Source organism: Enterococcus sp. GPZ-007, from assembly GCF_059374735.1.
In genome coordinates this window covers 1-15,613 of sequence record NZ_JCAFYN010000032.1, presented here as the reverse complement: position 1 = coordinate 15,613, position 15,613 = coordinate 1, and the positions used below count along the sequence as shown (strand labels likewise).

Genomic DNA, 15,613 nt, shown 5'->3' with positions numbered 1-15,613 from the left:
GACAAAAATGATCTTAACAATTAGGGATTTGGTAAAACATTATGATGATGGAAGTTCAGTCGTAAAGGCGGTAGACCATATCGATTTAGAAGTAGAAAAAGGCGACTTTGTTGCAGTAGTTGGTAAATCGGGTTCAGGGAAAAGTACATTATTAAATTTAATCGGCGGTCTGGATCGTCCAGATTCTGGACAAGTCATTATTGACGGTAAAAATGTTTTCCGCATGAAGGACGAGCAATTAGCTGTTTTCCGTCGCCAGAAAATTGGGTTCATTTTCCAGAATTACAATTTGATTCCATCGTTGAATGTTTGGGAAAATGTTGTCTTACCGATTGGTTTAGACAATCGCAAAGTCAATACCGCATTTATCGAAGACTTATTAGCAACGATCGGTTTGAGCGATCGGAAAAACGCATTGCCAAGCATGCTTTCTGGAGGTCAACAGCAACGTGTAGCAATCGCTCGCGCGATCGCTTCAGAGCCGGCAATTATTCTAGCAGATGAGCCAACAGGAAATTTGGATACGAAAACTGAATTAGAAGTCATGTCATTGCTTAAACGATCCGTTGAAAAATTTGGACAAACATTAATCATGATTACCCACGATGAAGGGATTGCGCAAACAGCTGATCATATTGTTCACATTGAAGATGGGCGGGTGATTTAAATGAAGATGACTAATACGGTGGCTATAGCCAACACGAAGTATCATAAAGGGAAAAACCTGCTTTCGGGAATCGCGATCATTTTAACCAGTGTGTTAGTTTTCTTGATCACTTCGATAGGCCTCGGGGTAGTAAATGTTCAGAATGCAGCTGTAAACAAGATGTATCCAACCTGGCATGCGATGTATCGAGATGTTTCTGAAGAGAATATGGAAAAAATCGCTCAGCATAAAAGTATTGGCGAGTATGGGTTGCGCCAAGATGTTGGGGAATCGGTTCTGAATAAAGACGACTTTGTTTTGATGAGCTACTTAGACAGTGGTGCTCAGAAGCTAGCCAAACAAACATTTACAGAAGGCCATGCTCCAAAGAAAGACAATGACGCGGTTCTTTCCCGAAATGCCCTAAAGGCACTTGGTTATCCGAACGCAAAAATTGGAGATACAATCAAAATCCCAGTGCAGCTTTATGAAGCAGATGGAATGGGACTGCAACAGGAAAAGACCTTCCGTTTAACCGGATTCTCTCCTAATGGTAAAGGGAAAAGTGATAAAAAAGTATACTCAATGCTGGTTTCAGAAGATTTCATGAAGGCAGTGATTCCAAAAGACCAGCGTGGTTATCGTATGATGGTCCGCTTAACAGATGAAGTATCAACTACTACTGATGCAATTGAAGATCAAGTGAAGAAAATCGGAAAGAATTTTGATGTAATTGAAGACAATATTGTTGAAAATAGCGATTATATAATGGCTAATTATATTGACCCCGCCTTTTATTCTGGAATGGCGATCATTGTTGGAATCATTTTGGTAGCAGGGGCTTTGACGATTTACAGTATTTACTATGTATCATTGATCAACAAAGTACAAGAATTTGGGAAATTGGCGGCACTAGGAGCAACTAAACGGCAAACGCGTCAAATTATTTTGCGGGAAAACTTAATTGTAGCAGGACTTTCAATTCCAATTGGGCTTTTGATCGGAATCGCTTCTGTAAAATTGGTATTCTTCCAGATAATGTCAACGATCGAAAATGAAAATACGCCAATAGAAGTGATGAGGCAGGTCGTTGATAGTGGGGAAGTTTCATTGGTTCTTCCTTGGATTGTCGGAATGACGATTGGAATTACTTTATTGACCGTTATTCTGGCATCTCTAAAACCAATGCGTCAGGCAAGCAAAATCATGCCAGTCGAGGCAATGCGATACACTGGACAAACTGAAGGCAAGAAAAAACAGCGTAAGGGCTTCATTGATCTGAATCTACGACGTTTAGCAAAAGCTAATCTTTCAAGAAATAAAAAGAGAACATTGATCACCATCTTTTCATTAGGCATGATCGGAATTCTATTCGTAGTTATTTCTACCGTTTTTAGTTGTATGAATCCGCAACAGATTGCACGTGATTCAATCGCAGAAGATTATCGCCTGAATATCGAATCGTTTAGTGGTGATAAAATGCGGCCTGAACGTGCTTGGACAGCGATTCAACAAAATAATCCCTTAGACAGCAAGATGATTGATCGAATCAAATCTATACCAGGAGTAGAAAAAGTCGAAACATTTCATTCGATTGATGTAGAAGTAAAGGGATTTAAGGAACAAGGGTCCAATAAGCCGCTAAGAATGTCATTAGGTGGAATTTCGAAAGATCAAATGGACTTAATCCAAAGAGGAATCGAAAAAGGCAGTGCTACTTATGATGAACTAAACTCCGGTAACAAAGTGGTTATGACTAATTACTTAATGAGAAATTACCCGGAAATCAAAATGGGTGATAAGCTGACATTCATCATGTTTGATGGCGAACGCACTTATGAAAAAGAAATGACGGTCATCGCCGGTGGAGATTTCGTGGAGTCTATCAGCAGCTATGATAATTTCTTAATGAGTAATGAAGCAGTAAAACAATTATCGAAAAACAATTTATCCTATTACGTGAATATTAAGGCTGCCAAAGGGAAAGCGGCAGCAATTAAACCCGAAATCGAAAAGATAGCCGAAACAAGCGAGTTCTTCAATTTAGAAAGTTATGAGGAAGTTTTGGCACAGTGGAAGGGGGCAATGCAAATGATGACTGGCGCAGGCTATGCTATTATGCTGGTTCTAGCAATCGTCGGCATCATGAACTTAATCAATACCACTATTGATAGTATTTTGAGTCGAAAAAAAGAACTGGGTGTTATGCAAGCCATTGGGATGTCTGATCGTCAAATGAAGAAAATGTTGAGGACAGAAGGGTTAGTTTATGCTGGTGGAATTATTTTCCTAGCAGGCGGCTTGGGCAGTATCTTAGGTTACTTGGTCTACTTGTATGCTGAGAGTAATTCACTAATGCAGATCAAAGTATATCAATACCCAATAATACAGGTCTTACTGATGATAGTACTGGTAGTCGTTGTCCAGCTGATTCTAACTTATGCGACCACTACGATCGTCAATAAAGAGACAGTGATCAAACGAATTCAAGCGTCAGAATAAAAAATAGAGTTGCCGGCAAAACATTGCTGGCAACTCTATTTTATTCCAAGCCTATCAAATAATCATCATCATTCATGGCTTCTACTTGACCAAGCAAGTAGCCATTCCCGACTTGTGAGAAGAAATCATGGTTGCTTGTTCCAGTTGAGATCCCGTTCATCACGATCGGATTCACATCATCCGCCGTATCTGGGAAAAGCGGATCCATGCCGAGATTCATCAGTGCTTTATTGGCATTATAACGTAAGAAGGTTTTAACTTCCTCTGTCCAACCGATCTCATCATACAACTCTTCAGTATAACGTTCTTCATTTTCATACAGCTCATAAAGCAAATCGTACATCCATTCCTTCAAACGCTCTTGCTCTTCTTCTGTTTGTTCATTGAAGCCGCGTTGGAATTTATAGCCGATATAGGTTCCGTGAACCGATTCGTCACGAATGATCAATTTAATAATTTCAGCGACGTTTGCTAGCTTGTTATTACCTAAATAATAAAGCGGCGTATAGAAACCAGAATAGAATAGGAAGGTCTCAAGAAAGACACTGGCGATTTTCTTTTCCAATGGTGTGCCGTTTTTATAGATCTCGTTGATTCGTTCGGCTTTCTTTTGCAGGTATTGGTTCGTGTTGGTCCATTCAAAGATTTCATTGATTTCCGTTTTGGTATTCAAGGTACTGAAAATCGATGAATAGCTTTTTGCGTGAACGGATTCCATGAATTGGATATTGTTCAGCACCGCTTCTTCATGGGGCGTACGGACATCTTTTCGCAGCTGATCCATACCGCTTTCTGATTGAACGGTATCAAGTAAAGTCAGACCACCGAAAACATAGCCCACTGTTTTTTTCTCTAAATCAGACAGTTTACGCCAGTCATCTAAGTCATTGGACAACGGAATACGTGTATCCAACCAAAATTGTTCGGTTAATTTTTCCCACGTCGATTTATCGATGACGTCTTCGATCTCATTCCAGTTAATGGCTTCATAGTAAGTTTCTGCCATGGATATTCCCCCTAAAATAGTTATTTATGCATAACACGACCTCTCGAACCGAAGTGCGAGAGGTAGCGATCATTAGATTACACAGCTTTCACATTGATTTGAACCGATTTCTTCGGCATCATCAGTGAAGGTACGTACGTAATAGATTGATTTACAGCCTTTGTAGAAGGCGTAGTTACGTAAAATGTTCAAATCACGCGTCGTTTGTTTGCTTTCTGTTTTCCATTCGTACAAGCCCTCAGGAATTTCTGAACGCATAAACAAGGTCAAGCTCATTCCTTGATCGATGTGTTGTTGCGCAGTCGCGTAAACATCGATCACCTTACGCATATCCATGTCATAGGCAGAAGTATAGTAAGGCAAGGTTTCATTATTTAAGTAAGGTGCTGGGTAATAGATCTTACCGATTTTCTTTTCTTGACGTTCTTCAATCAAACGAGTGATCGGGTGTAAGCTTGCGCTAGTATCATTGATATATGAGATCGAGCCATTTGGCGCAACAGCCAAACGGTTTTGGTGATACAGACCGTCTTTTTTGACTGCCTCTTTTAATGCTTGCCAGTCTTCAGCAGTTGGTACGAAGATATCCTTGAAGATTTCTTTGACCTTATCTGTTTTAGGTACAAATTCACCAGTTGTGTATTTATCGAAATATGAACCGTCAGCATAGGCTGATTTTTCAAAATTATGGAAGACCGTCTTACGTTCTTTTGCCAATTCATTGCTTTCCATTAATGTCCAATAGTTGAGCAACGTGAAATAAATATTGGTGAAGTCGATGGATTCTTCTGAACCATATTCCATCAAATGTTTCGCAAAGAAGCTGTGCAAGCCCATCGCGCCTAAACCAATCGTATGATTCAGTTTGTTTCCATTTTGGATTGAAGGAACGACCTCAATATCTGATTCATCGGTAACAAAAGTTAATGCACGCACCATTGTCCGAACAGATTGACCAAAGTCGGGACTTTCCATCAAGTTAACGATATTGGTTGAACCAAGATTACATGAAATATCAGTACCTAGAACATCATACTCTTGACGTCCATTGATCGTAGAAGGTGTTTGCACCTGTAAAATTTCAGAACACAAATTACTCATGACGATTTTTCCATCAATTGGATTGGTACGATTTGCGGTATCGATGTTGATGATGTATGGATAACCAGATTCCTGTTGCAATTTAGAAATTTCATTTTCTAGATCACGTGCGCGAATTTTTTTCTTGCGAATGTTTGGATTTGCGACTAAGTTGTCGTATTCTTTTGTGATATCGACATAAGAATAAGGCACACCATACTCACGTTCAACACCGTAAGGGCTGAACAAATACATATCTTCATTTTTACGAGCCAATTCGTAAAATTTATCCGGTACAGTCACACCAAGTGAAAGAGTCTTCACGCGAATTTTTTCATCAGCATTTTCTTTTTTCGCAGATAAGAACATTTCAATATCTGGATGGAAAACATCCAAATAAACAACTCCGGCCCCTTGACGTTGACCTAATTGGTTTGAATAAGAAAAGCTGTCTTCGAATAGTTTCATGACAGGAACAACACCACTAGCGGCACCATCGTAGCCTTTAATCGGTGCGCCAGCTTCACGTAGATTGGACAGGTTGATCCCAACGCCGCCACCGATTCGTGATAATTGCAGAGCGGAGTTGATCGAACGACCAATGCTGTTCATGTCATCGGTTACTTGGATCAAGAAACATGACACCAATTCGCCGCGACGTTTGCGTCCAGCATTCAAAAAGGATGGGGTAGCTGGTTGATAACGCTGATGGATCATTTCGTCAGCTAATGACAACGCTAATTTTTCGTCGCCATTTGCAAAATACAAGGCGTTAAAAGCCACGCGATCTTCATAGCTTTCCAAGTATTCTGTTCCGTCATTACTCTTCAACGCGTATTGAGAGTAAAACTTATACGCCGCCATAAATGATTTGAAGGTAAAGTTCTGTTCAGCTAAATAATTGAAGAGTTTTTCAATAAAAGCAGGAGAATATTTCGCTAGAAACTCTGCTTCTAAAAATTCTTCTTCTATTAAGTAGTCGATTTTTTCTTGTACCGAAGAAAATGTATGGGTGTTTGGTTCAACATTTTCTTTGAAAAAAGCGGCTAGGGCTTCTTTATCTTTATTTAGTGGTATCTGTCCGTTTACTGGACGGTTAATTTCGTTGTTCAACTTGAAGTAAGATACTTCACCTAAGTCTTTCAAACTCATCTCGTCACATCTTTCTATATGTAGTAGTAAGAAAAAAGAAAACTTTGCAATCGTGGATCGCAAAGTTTCGAAAAACGGTGCTCTAGAAGCAGCTTCTTCGGAAATAAGCCGAATCATCCCTAAAACATGAAAGGCTGTTTTAGGATAATCCTTCTTATTTCTTGAAGCTAAACGCTTCTGTCGCGACCTCTTAAATTACGCTAATGCTTTCAATTGATCTGGACGGAAACCGATGATGGCTTGTTGTCCGCCGAAAATAACTGGGACACTTTGGAAACCTTGATCTTTTAGAAAACCTAGAGCTTCGGGCTCATTGTCGATGTTGACCTCTTCGAATGAAATTTGATTCTCAGTTAAATAACGTTTTGTCATCTTGCACTGCATACAATTGTTTTTAGAATATACTTTAACCATAAGACTGCCTCCCTTGATTTCTACAATTACTAGTATAAAAGATGTAGGGAAAAAGTCAATCGTTAAACACCATATATTGTGGTGGCGAAATAGTGGTATACTACTCTTTGTGTTTTTTGCAAAAACCTTGAAAACAGGCGGTTGCAAAGAATAATCCCTTTACAGAATAAAAAAAACCGTTACGAGATGTTTTTTTACGGAAAATAAGTTTTTTTTATAACGAAAAACTAGAATTCAAAACAAACAAAGCGATGATTGTCAAATAAATTGCTCAGAAAAAATATAAAATCTTCGACCATTTATTGACTTTGCTAGCAAATGAAGCTATTCTTAGTGAGAAAGATTCTCATTATTAATTAGATATAGAAATTGAATCGTAAGGTGGAGAAAAAAATGACAACTTTGGCAGATGTCTCATTGAACCACGTCGTTCAGGTTGATGAAATGGCTTTAGGAAATGATTTGAAGCACCGCTTACAGGATTTGGGAATGATTGTCGGTTCAAAAGTTGCCGTCGTGAACCATTCTGGTGATAACGGAATCATTTTGCTACACAATACACGACTGGCTTTATCCCAGTCTTTATTAAATAAAATACTTGTGAAGGAACTAACAGAAGATCAGGAAACTTGGGTCTCTTTAGATCAATTAAGCGCAGGCGAAGAGGGTGTCGTGGTGAACGTTCATGGCAGTGGTTCGATCAAACGCCGATTGATGGATATGGGGTTGACAAAGGGAACCGCGGTCAAAGTAGTGAAGCTTGCTCCATTAGGGGATCCGATCGAGCTGCGGGTTCGTGGATATGAGCTGAGTTTACGAAAAAACGAATCAGAGATGGTGGTCGTATCGAAGGAGGCGGAATAGCTGGTGAAGACGCATATTGCTTTAGCAGGAAATCCCAACAGCGGGAAAACGAGTACTTTCAATATTTTGACGGGGACCAATCAGTTTGTGGGAAACTGGCCGGGTGTAACGGTTGAACGCAAAGAAGGTATCTATAAGAAGGATTCAGAAGTAATCATCGATGATCTGCCAGGTATCTATTCATTATCACCTTATTCTCCAGAAGAAGTGGTGGCACGAGACTATTTACTATCGGGTACACCTGACGCCATCGTTAATATTATTGATGGAACCAACCTAGAACGGAATCTATATTTGACGACACAGTTGATCGAGACAGGCATTCCTGTGGTAGTTGCTGTAAATATGATGGATATTATCAAGAAAAGTGGCAAGCAAATCAACCTAGACAAACTTTCCTATGCTTTAGGTGTGCCGGTCGTGGGAATCAGTGCGCTAAAAAATTGGGGTTTGGATAAAGCGATCAGCGAAGCCCTACATCTAGTAAAAAAAGGCGTGGAGGAGGTCAATTTTCCTCATTATGATAATCGTTTGGAAGCCGCACTTAACGAAATCGAAGAAGTTTTAGGTAGTACGGTAGTCGCTAAATATAGCCGCTGGTACAGTCTGAAGTTGTTCGAGCGGGATGAGCGGGCACAAAGTGATTTAGATCTGAGTCCCATTCAACAAAAAGATCTGCAGGAAATTATTAAGATTACAGAGAAAATTTTTGGTGAAGATGCGGAAAGTTTAGTAATCAATGAGCGTTACAATTTTATTACTGATTTGAAAGCATTGTGCGTCGTCGATGAAGATCAATTCAAATTATCCATCTCTGATAAAATTGACCGAATCGTTACGAACCGCTTCTTGGCGTTACCAGTTTTTGCTTTAGTGATGTGGTTGATTTACTACATTGCGATTCAAACAGTGGGCGCAATGGGAACGGATTGGGTAAATGAGAATTTATTCGGCGATATCGTACCAAATTTTGTCAGCTCGACTCTTCAATCATGGAATGTTGCTGATTGGATGCAAAGCTTGATTTTGGATGGGATTCTTGCTGGAGTCGGAGCTGTTCTAGGCTTTCTTCCGCAATTGATGGTGCTTTTCTTATGTCTAGCTCTGTTAGAGGACTGCGGTTATATGTCTCGGATCGCCTTTGTCATGGATCGAATCTTCCGTAAGTTTGGCTTGTCTGGAAAATCCTTCATTCCGATGTTGATTGCGACAGGCTGTGGCGTGCCGGGAGTAATGGCTAGTCGAACGATCGAGAACGAGAAGGATCGCCGCATGACTGCCATGTTGACGACCTTTATGCCCTGTTCTGCGAAACTACCGATCATTGCTTTGATTGCCGGAGCTTTCTTTCCTAATAGCAGCTGGGTAGCACCGTCAGCCTACTTTGTTGGAATGGGGGCAATCGTTTTATCTGGAATTGCTTTGAAGAAAACCAAGCTATTTTCTGGTGATCCAACACCGTTTATCATGGAGCTTCCGTTGTATCATATGCCGAGAATCGGCAATACCCTTCGATATACGTATGATCACAGTAAGGCCTTTGTTAAACGTGCTGGGACGATCATCTTTGTTTCTAGTATCATTATCTGGTTTATTTCCAGCTACAACTTTTCACTGCAAGCTGTTAATGAAAATGATAGTATCTTAGCTGCATTGGGCGGTTTGATCGCACCATTATTTGCACCATTAGGCTGGGGTGATTGGCGCGGAGCAGTCGCAGCTATTACTGGCTTAGTTGCGAAGGAAAACGTCATCGGGACTTTCGGGATTTTATATCGCCATGCAGAAGTTGCGGAAAATGGTGTAGAAATCTGGAAATCTCTGCAAGCAGCATACACACCAATTGCCGGCTATTCATTCTTAGTCTTTAATCTGCTTTGTGCCCCATGCTTTGCAGCGATTGGAGCGATTCATCGTGAAATGGGGGATATCAAGTGGACGTGGCGGGCGATCGGTTATCAATGCGGACTCGCTTATGCTGTGAGCTTCATCGTCTATCAATTTGGTCACGTAATGTTTGAAGGTGGAGCGATTGGGATTGGTTTGATTTTAGCTGCATTAGTACTTGCAGCGATGGTTTACTTCATCGTGAGAAGACCAGCTAAACAAACACCGTCCATTACAATCGAAGAGATCAAAGAGGTGAAAGAATGGCAACTATAGTATTAAGTATCTTGATCTTCGGCGGTGCTGGAGTGATCATTTATCGACGCGTTAAAAACGGTAGCTCATGTGAGGATTGCAACAGTGGCTGTCCGGTAAAAGAGGAACAGCATAAACATTAATTAGTAACAGGAACCTAGTGAATATCACTGGGTTTTTTTATGCAGTATTTTAAGCGATAATTAAAAGACTTAAAACCAACTATCATGCATTCCCTGCAAAATGTCGATTGGAAAAGCATACTTTTCATTTTGGGGAATAACGGAATCAATATCACAATACGGGCACAAGGCGGTATCTTCTATCCAATCAGTTATTTTGTCATAGTTGAATAGACTCTGGCAGTAAAAGCATCCGCATATTTTGGATTCCTTCAATATTGCTTTGTTGTGTTCACAATACTTATGGGCATCTCTATAAATATTCCTCATAGAATGATCAAGCATCCTTTCACTCAATTTAACTAATATAGGCAGAAGTCGCCACCCTCTATAGGTGGGTGATGAATGCTTTTTCGTTTTGATCTTGTTCCCTTCGTACAAGATACAATCACGAAAACATAAATAAGCCGGACTAAACGTTCAAAGAGTTTAGTCCGGCTTATTCGTTACGGAGAAGGAGGGATTTGAACCCTCGCGCCGGTTTCCCGACCTACACCCTTAGCAGGGGCGCCTCTTCAGCCACTTGAGTACTTCCCCAAATAAAAGGAGGATAAGGGATTCGAACCCTTGCACGGTTTTACCCGCCTGACGGTTTTCAAGACCGTTCCCTTCAGCCGGACTTGGGTAATCCTCCAGAATAACTAACGGTTCCGACGGGATTTGAACCCGCGATCTCCTGCGTGACAGGCAGGCATGTTAACCCCTACACCACGGAACCACTTAGCACAAAGAATAGTATACCGAAAGATGAATCGAACTGCAATAGAAAATTAATAGAATAAATAACGAAGAGAAATCGGTTTTTATTTTGTTAATCCTTGAAAATAAGGAATATCATCAAAATAAAACAACTAATAGAAGAAGTTTCAATCGTTGATCGTAACTCTCTAGGGTTTTCAATAAATAATTACAAAAACGCCTATTAATTTTGATTTAAATATAAACTCATTTTTTTTTACCAAATATCATATGAGGAGTAGAAAGACAGACCAGTAAATTTATAAACGTTAGAAAATACTCTTTCGCTTTATGTTAAGTGACAATAATTGATATTTATTCTATTGTTTGTTCGTTTTTATCCGATAATGTGCTATTTTATAGTAAACATTCAAATGATTTTAACTTCCTGTTTAACTTAGGAGGGCGATTTAACAGTGAAAATAGGGTGCGCGTGTGGAAATATACTGAATGATGAAAACTTAGAGACTACGATCCCGCTAACGATTTTTCCTTCGAATGATTATTATGATGTGCTGGAGTAAAAGCCAAAAAATGTGGAGAAGCTTGTTGATAAAATGCCTGTTGGTTCAATGTGGGCGTGTAGGATATGCGGCAGACTTCATTATTTTAAAACAGGGAAATTAGTTATCTACAAATTGGAGGAAGAAAGATTTGATGATGAATAAAGATAAATCAGTGATTAACATTCAGGATGGGAAGATCCCTGAATTAGAAAAAATGGATTTTTCATCAAGCAGTTTTGATAATGAGCTTTATAAGTTATTTTTCGATGCAACAGATTATCATGATATAGTGGTTGAAGCGACAAGGCTTAAAAAAGTTGCTGTATTAGATGTGTTTAATGAAACTATGCAGATAGGAGACCCGAGACTTGATCTATTGTCAAATGAATACTTCAGACTAAGTCAAGAAAATAAGTATTTATCTTTTTTTGAGAGAGTATTTGAAATAAATGATAACGAAGCTTATATAGATTTGGGAGGTGAAGATGGCAAGAGTAAGATAATAGAATCAATGGATAATGATTGCGAGGCATTAGATAAGATAGATAGACTAATTTATATGAATCAAATCGATATATTAAATAATGGTGAGAATTATATATATAAGATTGGAAATATAAATCTTTTAAAACTATTTATCAAAGGTTTTCTTCGAGAAAAAATATGGAACAGTTTATACTTTAACTCACATCCTATGATGTTAATCGCCAATTATGATCTGAGCCTCCCAGTTATTTTTGATAATGATGAAGATAAAAAACTTTATGAAAAAATTGCACATGTGAATAATCTATTTTTAAGATAATTTAGGGTTTTCAATTGTAAATGTTAGGAAAATAGGGTAGTGATCACTCAAAAAATCAGAAACACAAAAATAAGGTACAAGCAAAGGAACAAAATAATGGGAAAATTAACAAGCTATAATTTACCTGAATGTGATTACTGGGTAAAAAAAGTATTACAGGATGAGAAGGGAACCCTGATAGTATTAGATAGCAAACAATTTATGGTGAAAATTCTTTTTGCAGGTTTTGTCTATGCCATGTTAACCGCAGATGAATCTGGACTTCAAAAAAGAGATTATGAATGGGTCAGAAAATTCGGAAAAGATCTAAAGTGGGGATTTTTCAAACTATCAAATTCAAAGTTTCTTGATTTTATTTCAGACCAAACTATGGGTATCTATGATGATTGGGATTTAAGGCATTTTGTTGTATGGACTCAAGACGATTCTGTTGAGATAATTGCCCATTATGAACCAGAAATAGAAATTCAGGAAAAGAAATTGAAATAGGTGCTTTTCCAAGTTGTGTCGCAAAGTTTATCTAATAATCAAACATTTTAGAGCATTAATTCAACTGATTTACTCAAAAACGGAGAGTGTAACATATCATCATCACATTGAATTATGTCATTGACATAGCCACTCGTTCTGAACCAATAATTAACATCCTAAAATAGAATATTTTTTGAAAGTAGGTTGGAATACTTTTTATTGTATCCAAGCTGTTTATTTGATCTTAAATATTCAGGTGGATTTACTATATTTCAACACCAAGTAGTATTAATCGATATTTTCTCGTGGATTTTAAATCCGTTTATTCATAATTTGTTGAGAAAAGAATAAATTTTGTTATTGATTAATTTGGAATTAGTGTAAACTATAATTAGGGTTGAAGAAGTTATTAAATTTCAAATTTTGGAGGGTTTAAAATGAAAAAGAAAATGCTTAAGATTTTATTTGTTGGGTTTGTTTTAACTAGCTTAGCAGCATGTTCTAATGATAAGTCTGCCAGTCCAGCAAAGACGAAGGGCACAGAGTCTTCCTCATCAATCACAGAATCGACCAAAGAATCTACATCTTCTTCTAAAGAAGTGGAACTACTTGAAGAAACATTAAGTTCAGAGGAGAGTAGTGAGGGAGGCAATTCAAAACTATTTGAGTTCATGATCGAAGCGGCACGGTCTCAGCTTCCCGCAATGAAAGAACAAATGGGTGGCGTTTATTCGAATATCGAAATCGCTGCCGGTGAAAATCATACGGTGATTTATAAATACACCTTCACAGAAGATCCAGGGCTGGCAATGGATAGCGAAGCGTTAAAACCAGTGATGGTCAAAGCAATGAAACCAATTATGGACTCTGTAAAAGGGATGGTCCCTGACGCAAAAATTCAAGTGATCTATCTAAGGCCCGATCAATCTGAATTAGGGAATATTCTCATCACTCAAGAAGATACAGATGCCGTACAGGACGAGTCAGATCCGGTGTAAAGTAGCTAAAAAAAATTAGGTTACTTCGTATAACCTTATTGCCTTTATTTGGCAAATTACGTCATTAAAAATTAGGATGTTTAGAGAATATAGAATGAAAAAATGGATTGTTTTAGCAGCAATAGTAGCAGTTTTAGCAGGATGTGGCTCAGACGGAGCAAAGGAAACCAATGAATCAGAGAAAAATACTAAGTCAGCATCTACGACAGAAGTTTCACCGTCAAAAACCGTAACATCTTCTTCAGAAAAGAAAATTGAAATGAAAGATGTCGATTTTCAAGTTGAAGGAACAAATTACAAAATGAAGATAGTGGATAGCTGGAAAGTCATTGAGGATGAAGAGTTTTCTTTTCGTGCTGAGAATGATAACAGCGTTGAAGAAGTGATGGTTTCAGGATTAAAGAAATCCGATATCGATGATTTTAATGTCTTAAAAAGTGCGATGAAGGAACAAATGAAATCCGATGAGGAGGTTCAAATAAAAGAAGAAACGATTAAAGAAGAGCCGTATCAAACAGCACATTATACAGGTGAACTTTATAGCTTAACGGGAATCGCTGAGGGCGCAAAAGTCGATGTTCGTTTCTATTTTTTAGAAACGGAGACGGAGTATATTATTCTTAATTTCGTAGGACTGCCTTCATTCTTTGAAAGAAATGGTGATCTAGTTACCGAAATGGTGAATTCATTTATAGCTGGATAGATGAAAAAGCGATAGATAAAGACCACAGTAGTTAGAAAAGTGAGTGCGATTATTGACAGTTTACAAAGGAGAACAAGATGAGAAAAAAGTTCGTTGTTTTAGGATTGGTATTATTGGCAATCAGCGGTTGTGCACCGAAAGATACAGAGGGTTCTGAACAAACGCAAGAATCGAAGAAAATACAAGAAAGTAGCGAACTTTTGAAAGGCGAAGCAACTAAAGATTATGTGACCGAGGTCAGAGCTGAAAATGGCGAACTATTTCATTACACAGTATTAAAGGGATGGGTAGAGCGTGTAGATAAGAACTCTGAACTGTTTGTTACGACCGTTGAAGAAGGTTTGAGTTTGTTCATAGAAGACAAGATGGATTATGTGGATTTTGCAAGCTGGCAAAATACGATAGTCAATACGTATGAATCTATGGGGTATCAATTCGTTGAGCAAGGAAAACCTGTTGAGGTTCATGGAATGTCTGGAGTTGAGATGGTACTTGAAGGCGATACCGAAGGCGTAAAACACAAAGCGCTTGCCTATCTTTTAGAGGCGGAACAGAATTTCGTGCAAGTATACGCATCTACCAAGCCAAGTCAATTTGATGCGAATCGGGAAAAGCTCAAAGAAGCCGCTAGTTCTTTAAAAAAAGCAGAAGGTCAGTTAACAGATTAGAGGATTTATGGGAACTTTCAGCTCTTGTACACATATTGAACAACGGCTTAATCATGATCGCCTCTTTTATTTTTTATTTGCTGCTTCATCTAAATTGATCCAAATGAGTGGAACTATTAAAAAGGAGCTCGAAATTTGAAAAAGATCAATATTATTTCGATAGGGTTTGTTGTATTAGTAGCTAGTTTTAGCTTAGCGATGGATTATTTTGAGAATTCCACATTTATTCTTGGAATCTTCTGCTTAGTTATGTATTTCTTTTATTCTCATTTTATAGGGACTCGTCAAAAGAATTTTCTAAATGTAAAGAAGGCTCTTCAAACGAATAGTGTTACAAATGAAGAGTTAGCAGAAGTAACAAATATTGATCCGGATAAAATTAATCTGCTTCGCGAAGAAAATGATTTTACAGAAGAAGAGATTGAGCGATTGGCTGAAGCGTTGGGAGTGCGTCAGGAAAAAACAGCAGCGAGAAAAGTTATTTTCGCAGTAGTAGGTGTAATTTTAGTCGTCGTTCTCGTTTATTTTTTGTTTGGAGAATGGTAGAGGCTAAAACACGTACACAGGAAAGAGAACAGATAGAATCTATTTTGACTAGAAATCTGAATGTTCAATAAGAAAGTAAAAAACAACATCAAAATGAAAATACTTTAAAAGAGCAGTTTGGAACAGGATCGAATGTCCAAACTGCTTTTCAGTTCAAAAACACAAAAAAGTCATTTACTAGGTTAAAAAA

At 38.3% G+C, this 15,613-nt stretch carries 14 protein-coding genes and 3 tRNA genes; 11 read left to right on the top strand and 6 right to left on the bottom strand.

What is annotated here, in order from left to right; translation table 11 throughout:
* Window positions 1-7 precede the first annotated feature (7 nt).
* Both AC4J95_RS15025 and AC4J95_RS15020 read left to right on the top strand, forming a co-directional pair.
* Entirely contained in the window at window positions 8-667 is a 660-nt protein-coding gene (locus AC4J95_RS15025; RefSeq protein ID WP_494550567.1) for an ABC transporter ATP-binding protein, read from the top strand.
* A complete protein-coding gene (locus tag AC4J95_RS15020) occupies window positions 668-3,148 on the top strand; it encodes an ABC transporter permease (protein WP_494550566.1) in 2,481 nt (826 codons plus the stop codon).
* Between the two features lie 40 nt (window positions 3,149-3,188).
* Here AC4J95_RS15020 and nrdF read toward each other — a convergent pair whose 3' ends face one another.
* From nrdF to nrdH, 3 genes are all read right to left on the bottom strand, one after another.
* Window positions 3,189-4,154: a class 1b ribonucleoside-diphosphate reductase subunit beta gene (gene nrdF, locus AC4J95_RS15015; protein ID WP_216409904.1), complete on the bottom strand. Its 966-nt coding sequence runs from the start codon at window positions 4,152-4,154 to the stop codon at window positions 3,189-3,191.
* Between the two features lie 72 nt (window positions 4,155-4,226).
* On the bottom strand, window positions 4,227-6,386 hold the full coding sequence (gene nrdE / locus AC4J95_RS15010; protein WP_494550565.1) for a class 1b ribonucleoside-diphosphate reductase subunit alpha: 2,160 nt from the start codon (window positions 6,384-6,386) through the stop codon (window positions 4,227-4,229).
* 195 nt (window positions 6,387-6,581) lie between these two features.
* Complete coding sequence (nrdH, locus tag AC4J95_RS15005; RefSeq protein ID WP_010745735.1) at window positions 6,582-6,800, bottom strand: glutaredoxin-like protein NrdH; 219 nt, start codon at window positions 6,798-6,800, stop codon at window positions 6,582-6,584.
* Between the two features lie 393 nt (window positions 6,801-7,193).
* Between nrdH and AC4J95_RS15000 the strand changes: the two genes are divergently transcribed.
* The 3 genes from AC4J95_RS15000 to AC4J95_RS14990 are packed head-to-tail and all read left to right on the top strand — an operon-like array spanning window position 7,194 to window position 9,949.
* On the top strand, window positions 7,194-7,664 hold the full coding sequence (locus tag AC4J95_RS15000; protein WP_494550564.1) for a FeoA family protein: 471 nt from the start codon (window positions 7,194-7,196) through the stop codon (window positions 7,662-7,664).
* Window positions 7,665-9,827 (top strand): ferrous iron transport protein B, encoded by a 2,163-nt coding sequence (gene feoB / locus AC4J95_RS14995; protein WP_494550591.1) that lies wholly within the window; start codon window positions 7,665-7,667, stop codon window positions 9,825-9,827. It begins immediately after the preceding gene.
* The gene (locus AC4J95_RS14990; protein WP_494550563.1) at window positions 9,815-9,949 is read left to right on the top strand and encodes a FeoB-associated Cys-rich membrane protein; all 135 of its coding nucleotides are present in this window, start codon (window positions 9,815-9,817) and stop codon (window positions 9,947-9,949) included. Before feoB ends, AC4J95_RS14990 begins: the two co-directional genes overlap by 13 nt.
* Before the next feature lie 488 nt (window positions 9,950-10,437).
* On the opposite strand, the gene AC4J95_RS14985 is transcribed toward AC4J95_RS14990, so the two are convergent.
* From AC4J95_RS14985 to AC4J95_RS14975, 3 genes are all read right to left on the bottom strand, one after another.
* Window positions 10,438-10,525 (bottom strand) — tRNA-Ser (locus AC4J95_RS14985).
* A 7-nt stretch (window positions 10,526-10,532) separates the two neighbouring features.
* Window positions 10,533-10,622: transfer RNA gene (locus AC4J95_RS14980), tRNA-Ser, on the bottom strand.
* Between the two features lie 11 nt (window positions 10,623-10,633).
* A tRNA-Asp gene (locus tag AC4J95_RS14975) sits at window positions 10,634-10,706 on the bottom strand.
* A gap of 677 nt (window positions 10,707-11,383) precedes the next feature.
* On the opposite strand from AC4J95_RS14975, the gene AC4J95_RS14970 reads away from it, so the two are divergent.
* The 6 genes from AC4J95_RS14970 to AC4J95_RS14945 all read left to right on the top strand — a co-directional run bounded on the left by AC4J95_RS14970 (window position 11,384) and on the right by AC4J95_RS14945 (window position 15,423).
* Window positions 11,384-12,037: a hypothetical protein gene (locus tag AC4J95_RS14970; protein ID WP_494550562.1), complete on the top strand. Its 654-nt coding sequence runs from the start codon at window positions 11,384-11,386 to the stop codon at window positions 12,035-12,037.
* A 96-nt stretch (window positions 12,038-12,133) separates the two neighbouring features.
* Window positions 12,134-12,526, top strand: a complete 393-nt coding sequence (locus AC4J95_RS14965) for a hypothetical protein (RefSeq protein ID WP_494550561.1) — start codon at window positions 12,134-12,136, stop codon at window positions 12,524-12,526.
* A gap of 419 nt (window positions 12,527-12,945) precedes the next feature.
* Window positions 12,946-13,506 carry a hypothetical protein gene (locus AC4J95_RS14960; RefSeq protein ID WP_494550560.1) on the top strand — a complete coding sequence of 187 codons (561 nt, stop codon included), beginning with the start codon at window positions 12,946-12,948 and terminating at the stop codon, window positions 13,504-13,506.
* Between the two features lie 94 nt (window positions 13,507-13,600).
* Window positions 13,601-14,209, top strand: a complete 609-nt coding sequence (locus tag AC4J95_RS14955; protein WP_494550559.1) for a hypothetical protein — start codon at window positions 13,601-13,603, stop codon at window positions 14,207-14,209.
* A 77-nt stretch (window positions 14,210-14,286) separates the two neighbouring features.
* Window positions 14,287-14,877, top strand: coding sequence for a hypothetical protein (locus tag AC4J95_RS14950; RefSeq protein ID WP_494550558.1), 591 nt, complete (start codon window positions 14,287-14,289; stop codon window positions 14,875-14,877).
* 135 nt (window positions 14,878-15,012) lie between these two features.
* Window positions 15,013-15,423: a helix-turn-helix domain-containing protein gene (locus tag AC4J95_RS14945; protein WP_494550557.1), complete on the top strand. Its 411-nt coding sequence runs from the start codon at window positions 15,013-15,015 to the stop codon at window positions 15,421-15,423.
* Window positions 15,424-15,613: the final 190 nt, after the last annotated feature.

Bases quoted from the DNA above. Each gene is read 5' to 3' on its own strand.
- AC4J95_RS14960 (WP_494550560.1), top strand. From the start codon at position 12,946: ATGAAAAAGAAAATGCTTAAGATTTTATTTGTTGGGTTTGTTTTAACT.
- AC4J95_RS14965 (WP_494550561.1), top strand. From the start codon at position 12,134: ATGGGAAAATTAACAAGCTATAATTTACCTGAATGTGATTACTGGGTA.
- AC4J95_RS15020 (WP_494550566.1), top strand. From the start codon at position 668: ATGAAGATGACTAATACGGTGGCTATAGCCAACACGAAGTATCATAAA.
- AC4J95_RS15025 (WP_494550567.1), top strand. From the start codon at position 8: ATGATCTTAACAATTAGGGATTTGGTAAAACATTATGATGATGGAAGT.
- nrdF (WP_216409904.1), bottom strand. From the start codon at position 4,154: ATGGCAGAAACTTACTATGAAGCCATTAACTGGAATGAGATCGAAGAC.
- nrdE (WP_494550565.1), bottom strand. From the start codon at position 6,386: ATGAGTTTGAAAGACTTAGGTGAAGTATCTTACTTCAAGTTGAACAAC.
- AC4J95_RS14970 (WP_494550562.1), top strand. From the start codon at position 11,384: ATGATGAATAAAGATAAATCAGTGATTAACATTCAGGATGGGAAGATC.
- AC4J95_RS15000 (WP_494550564.1), top strand. From the start codon at position 7,194: ATGACAACTTTGGCAGATGTCTCATTGAACCACGTCGTTCAGGTTGAT.
- AC4J95_RS14990 (WP_494550563.1), top strand. From the start codon at position 9,815: ATGGCAACTATAGTATTAAGTATCTTGATCTTCGGCGGTGCTGGAGTG.
- AC4J95_RS14950 (WP_494550558.1), top strand. From the start codon at position 14,287: ATGAGAAAAAAGTTCGTTGTTTTAGGATTGGTATTATTGGCAATCAGC.
- nrdH (WP_010745735.1), bottom strand. From the start codon at position 6,800: ATGGTTAAAGTATATTCTAAAAACAATTGTATGCAGTGCAAGATGACA.
- AC4J95_RS14955 (WP_494550559.1), top strand. From the start codon at position 13,601: ATGAAAAAATGGATTGTTTTAGCAGCAATAGTAGCAGTTTTAGCAGGA.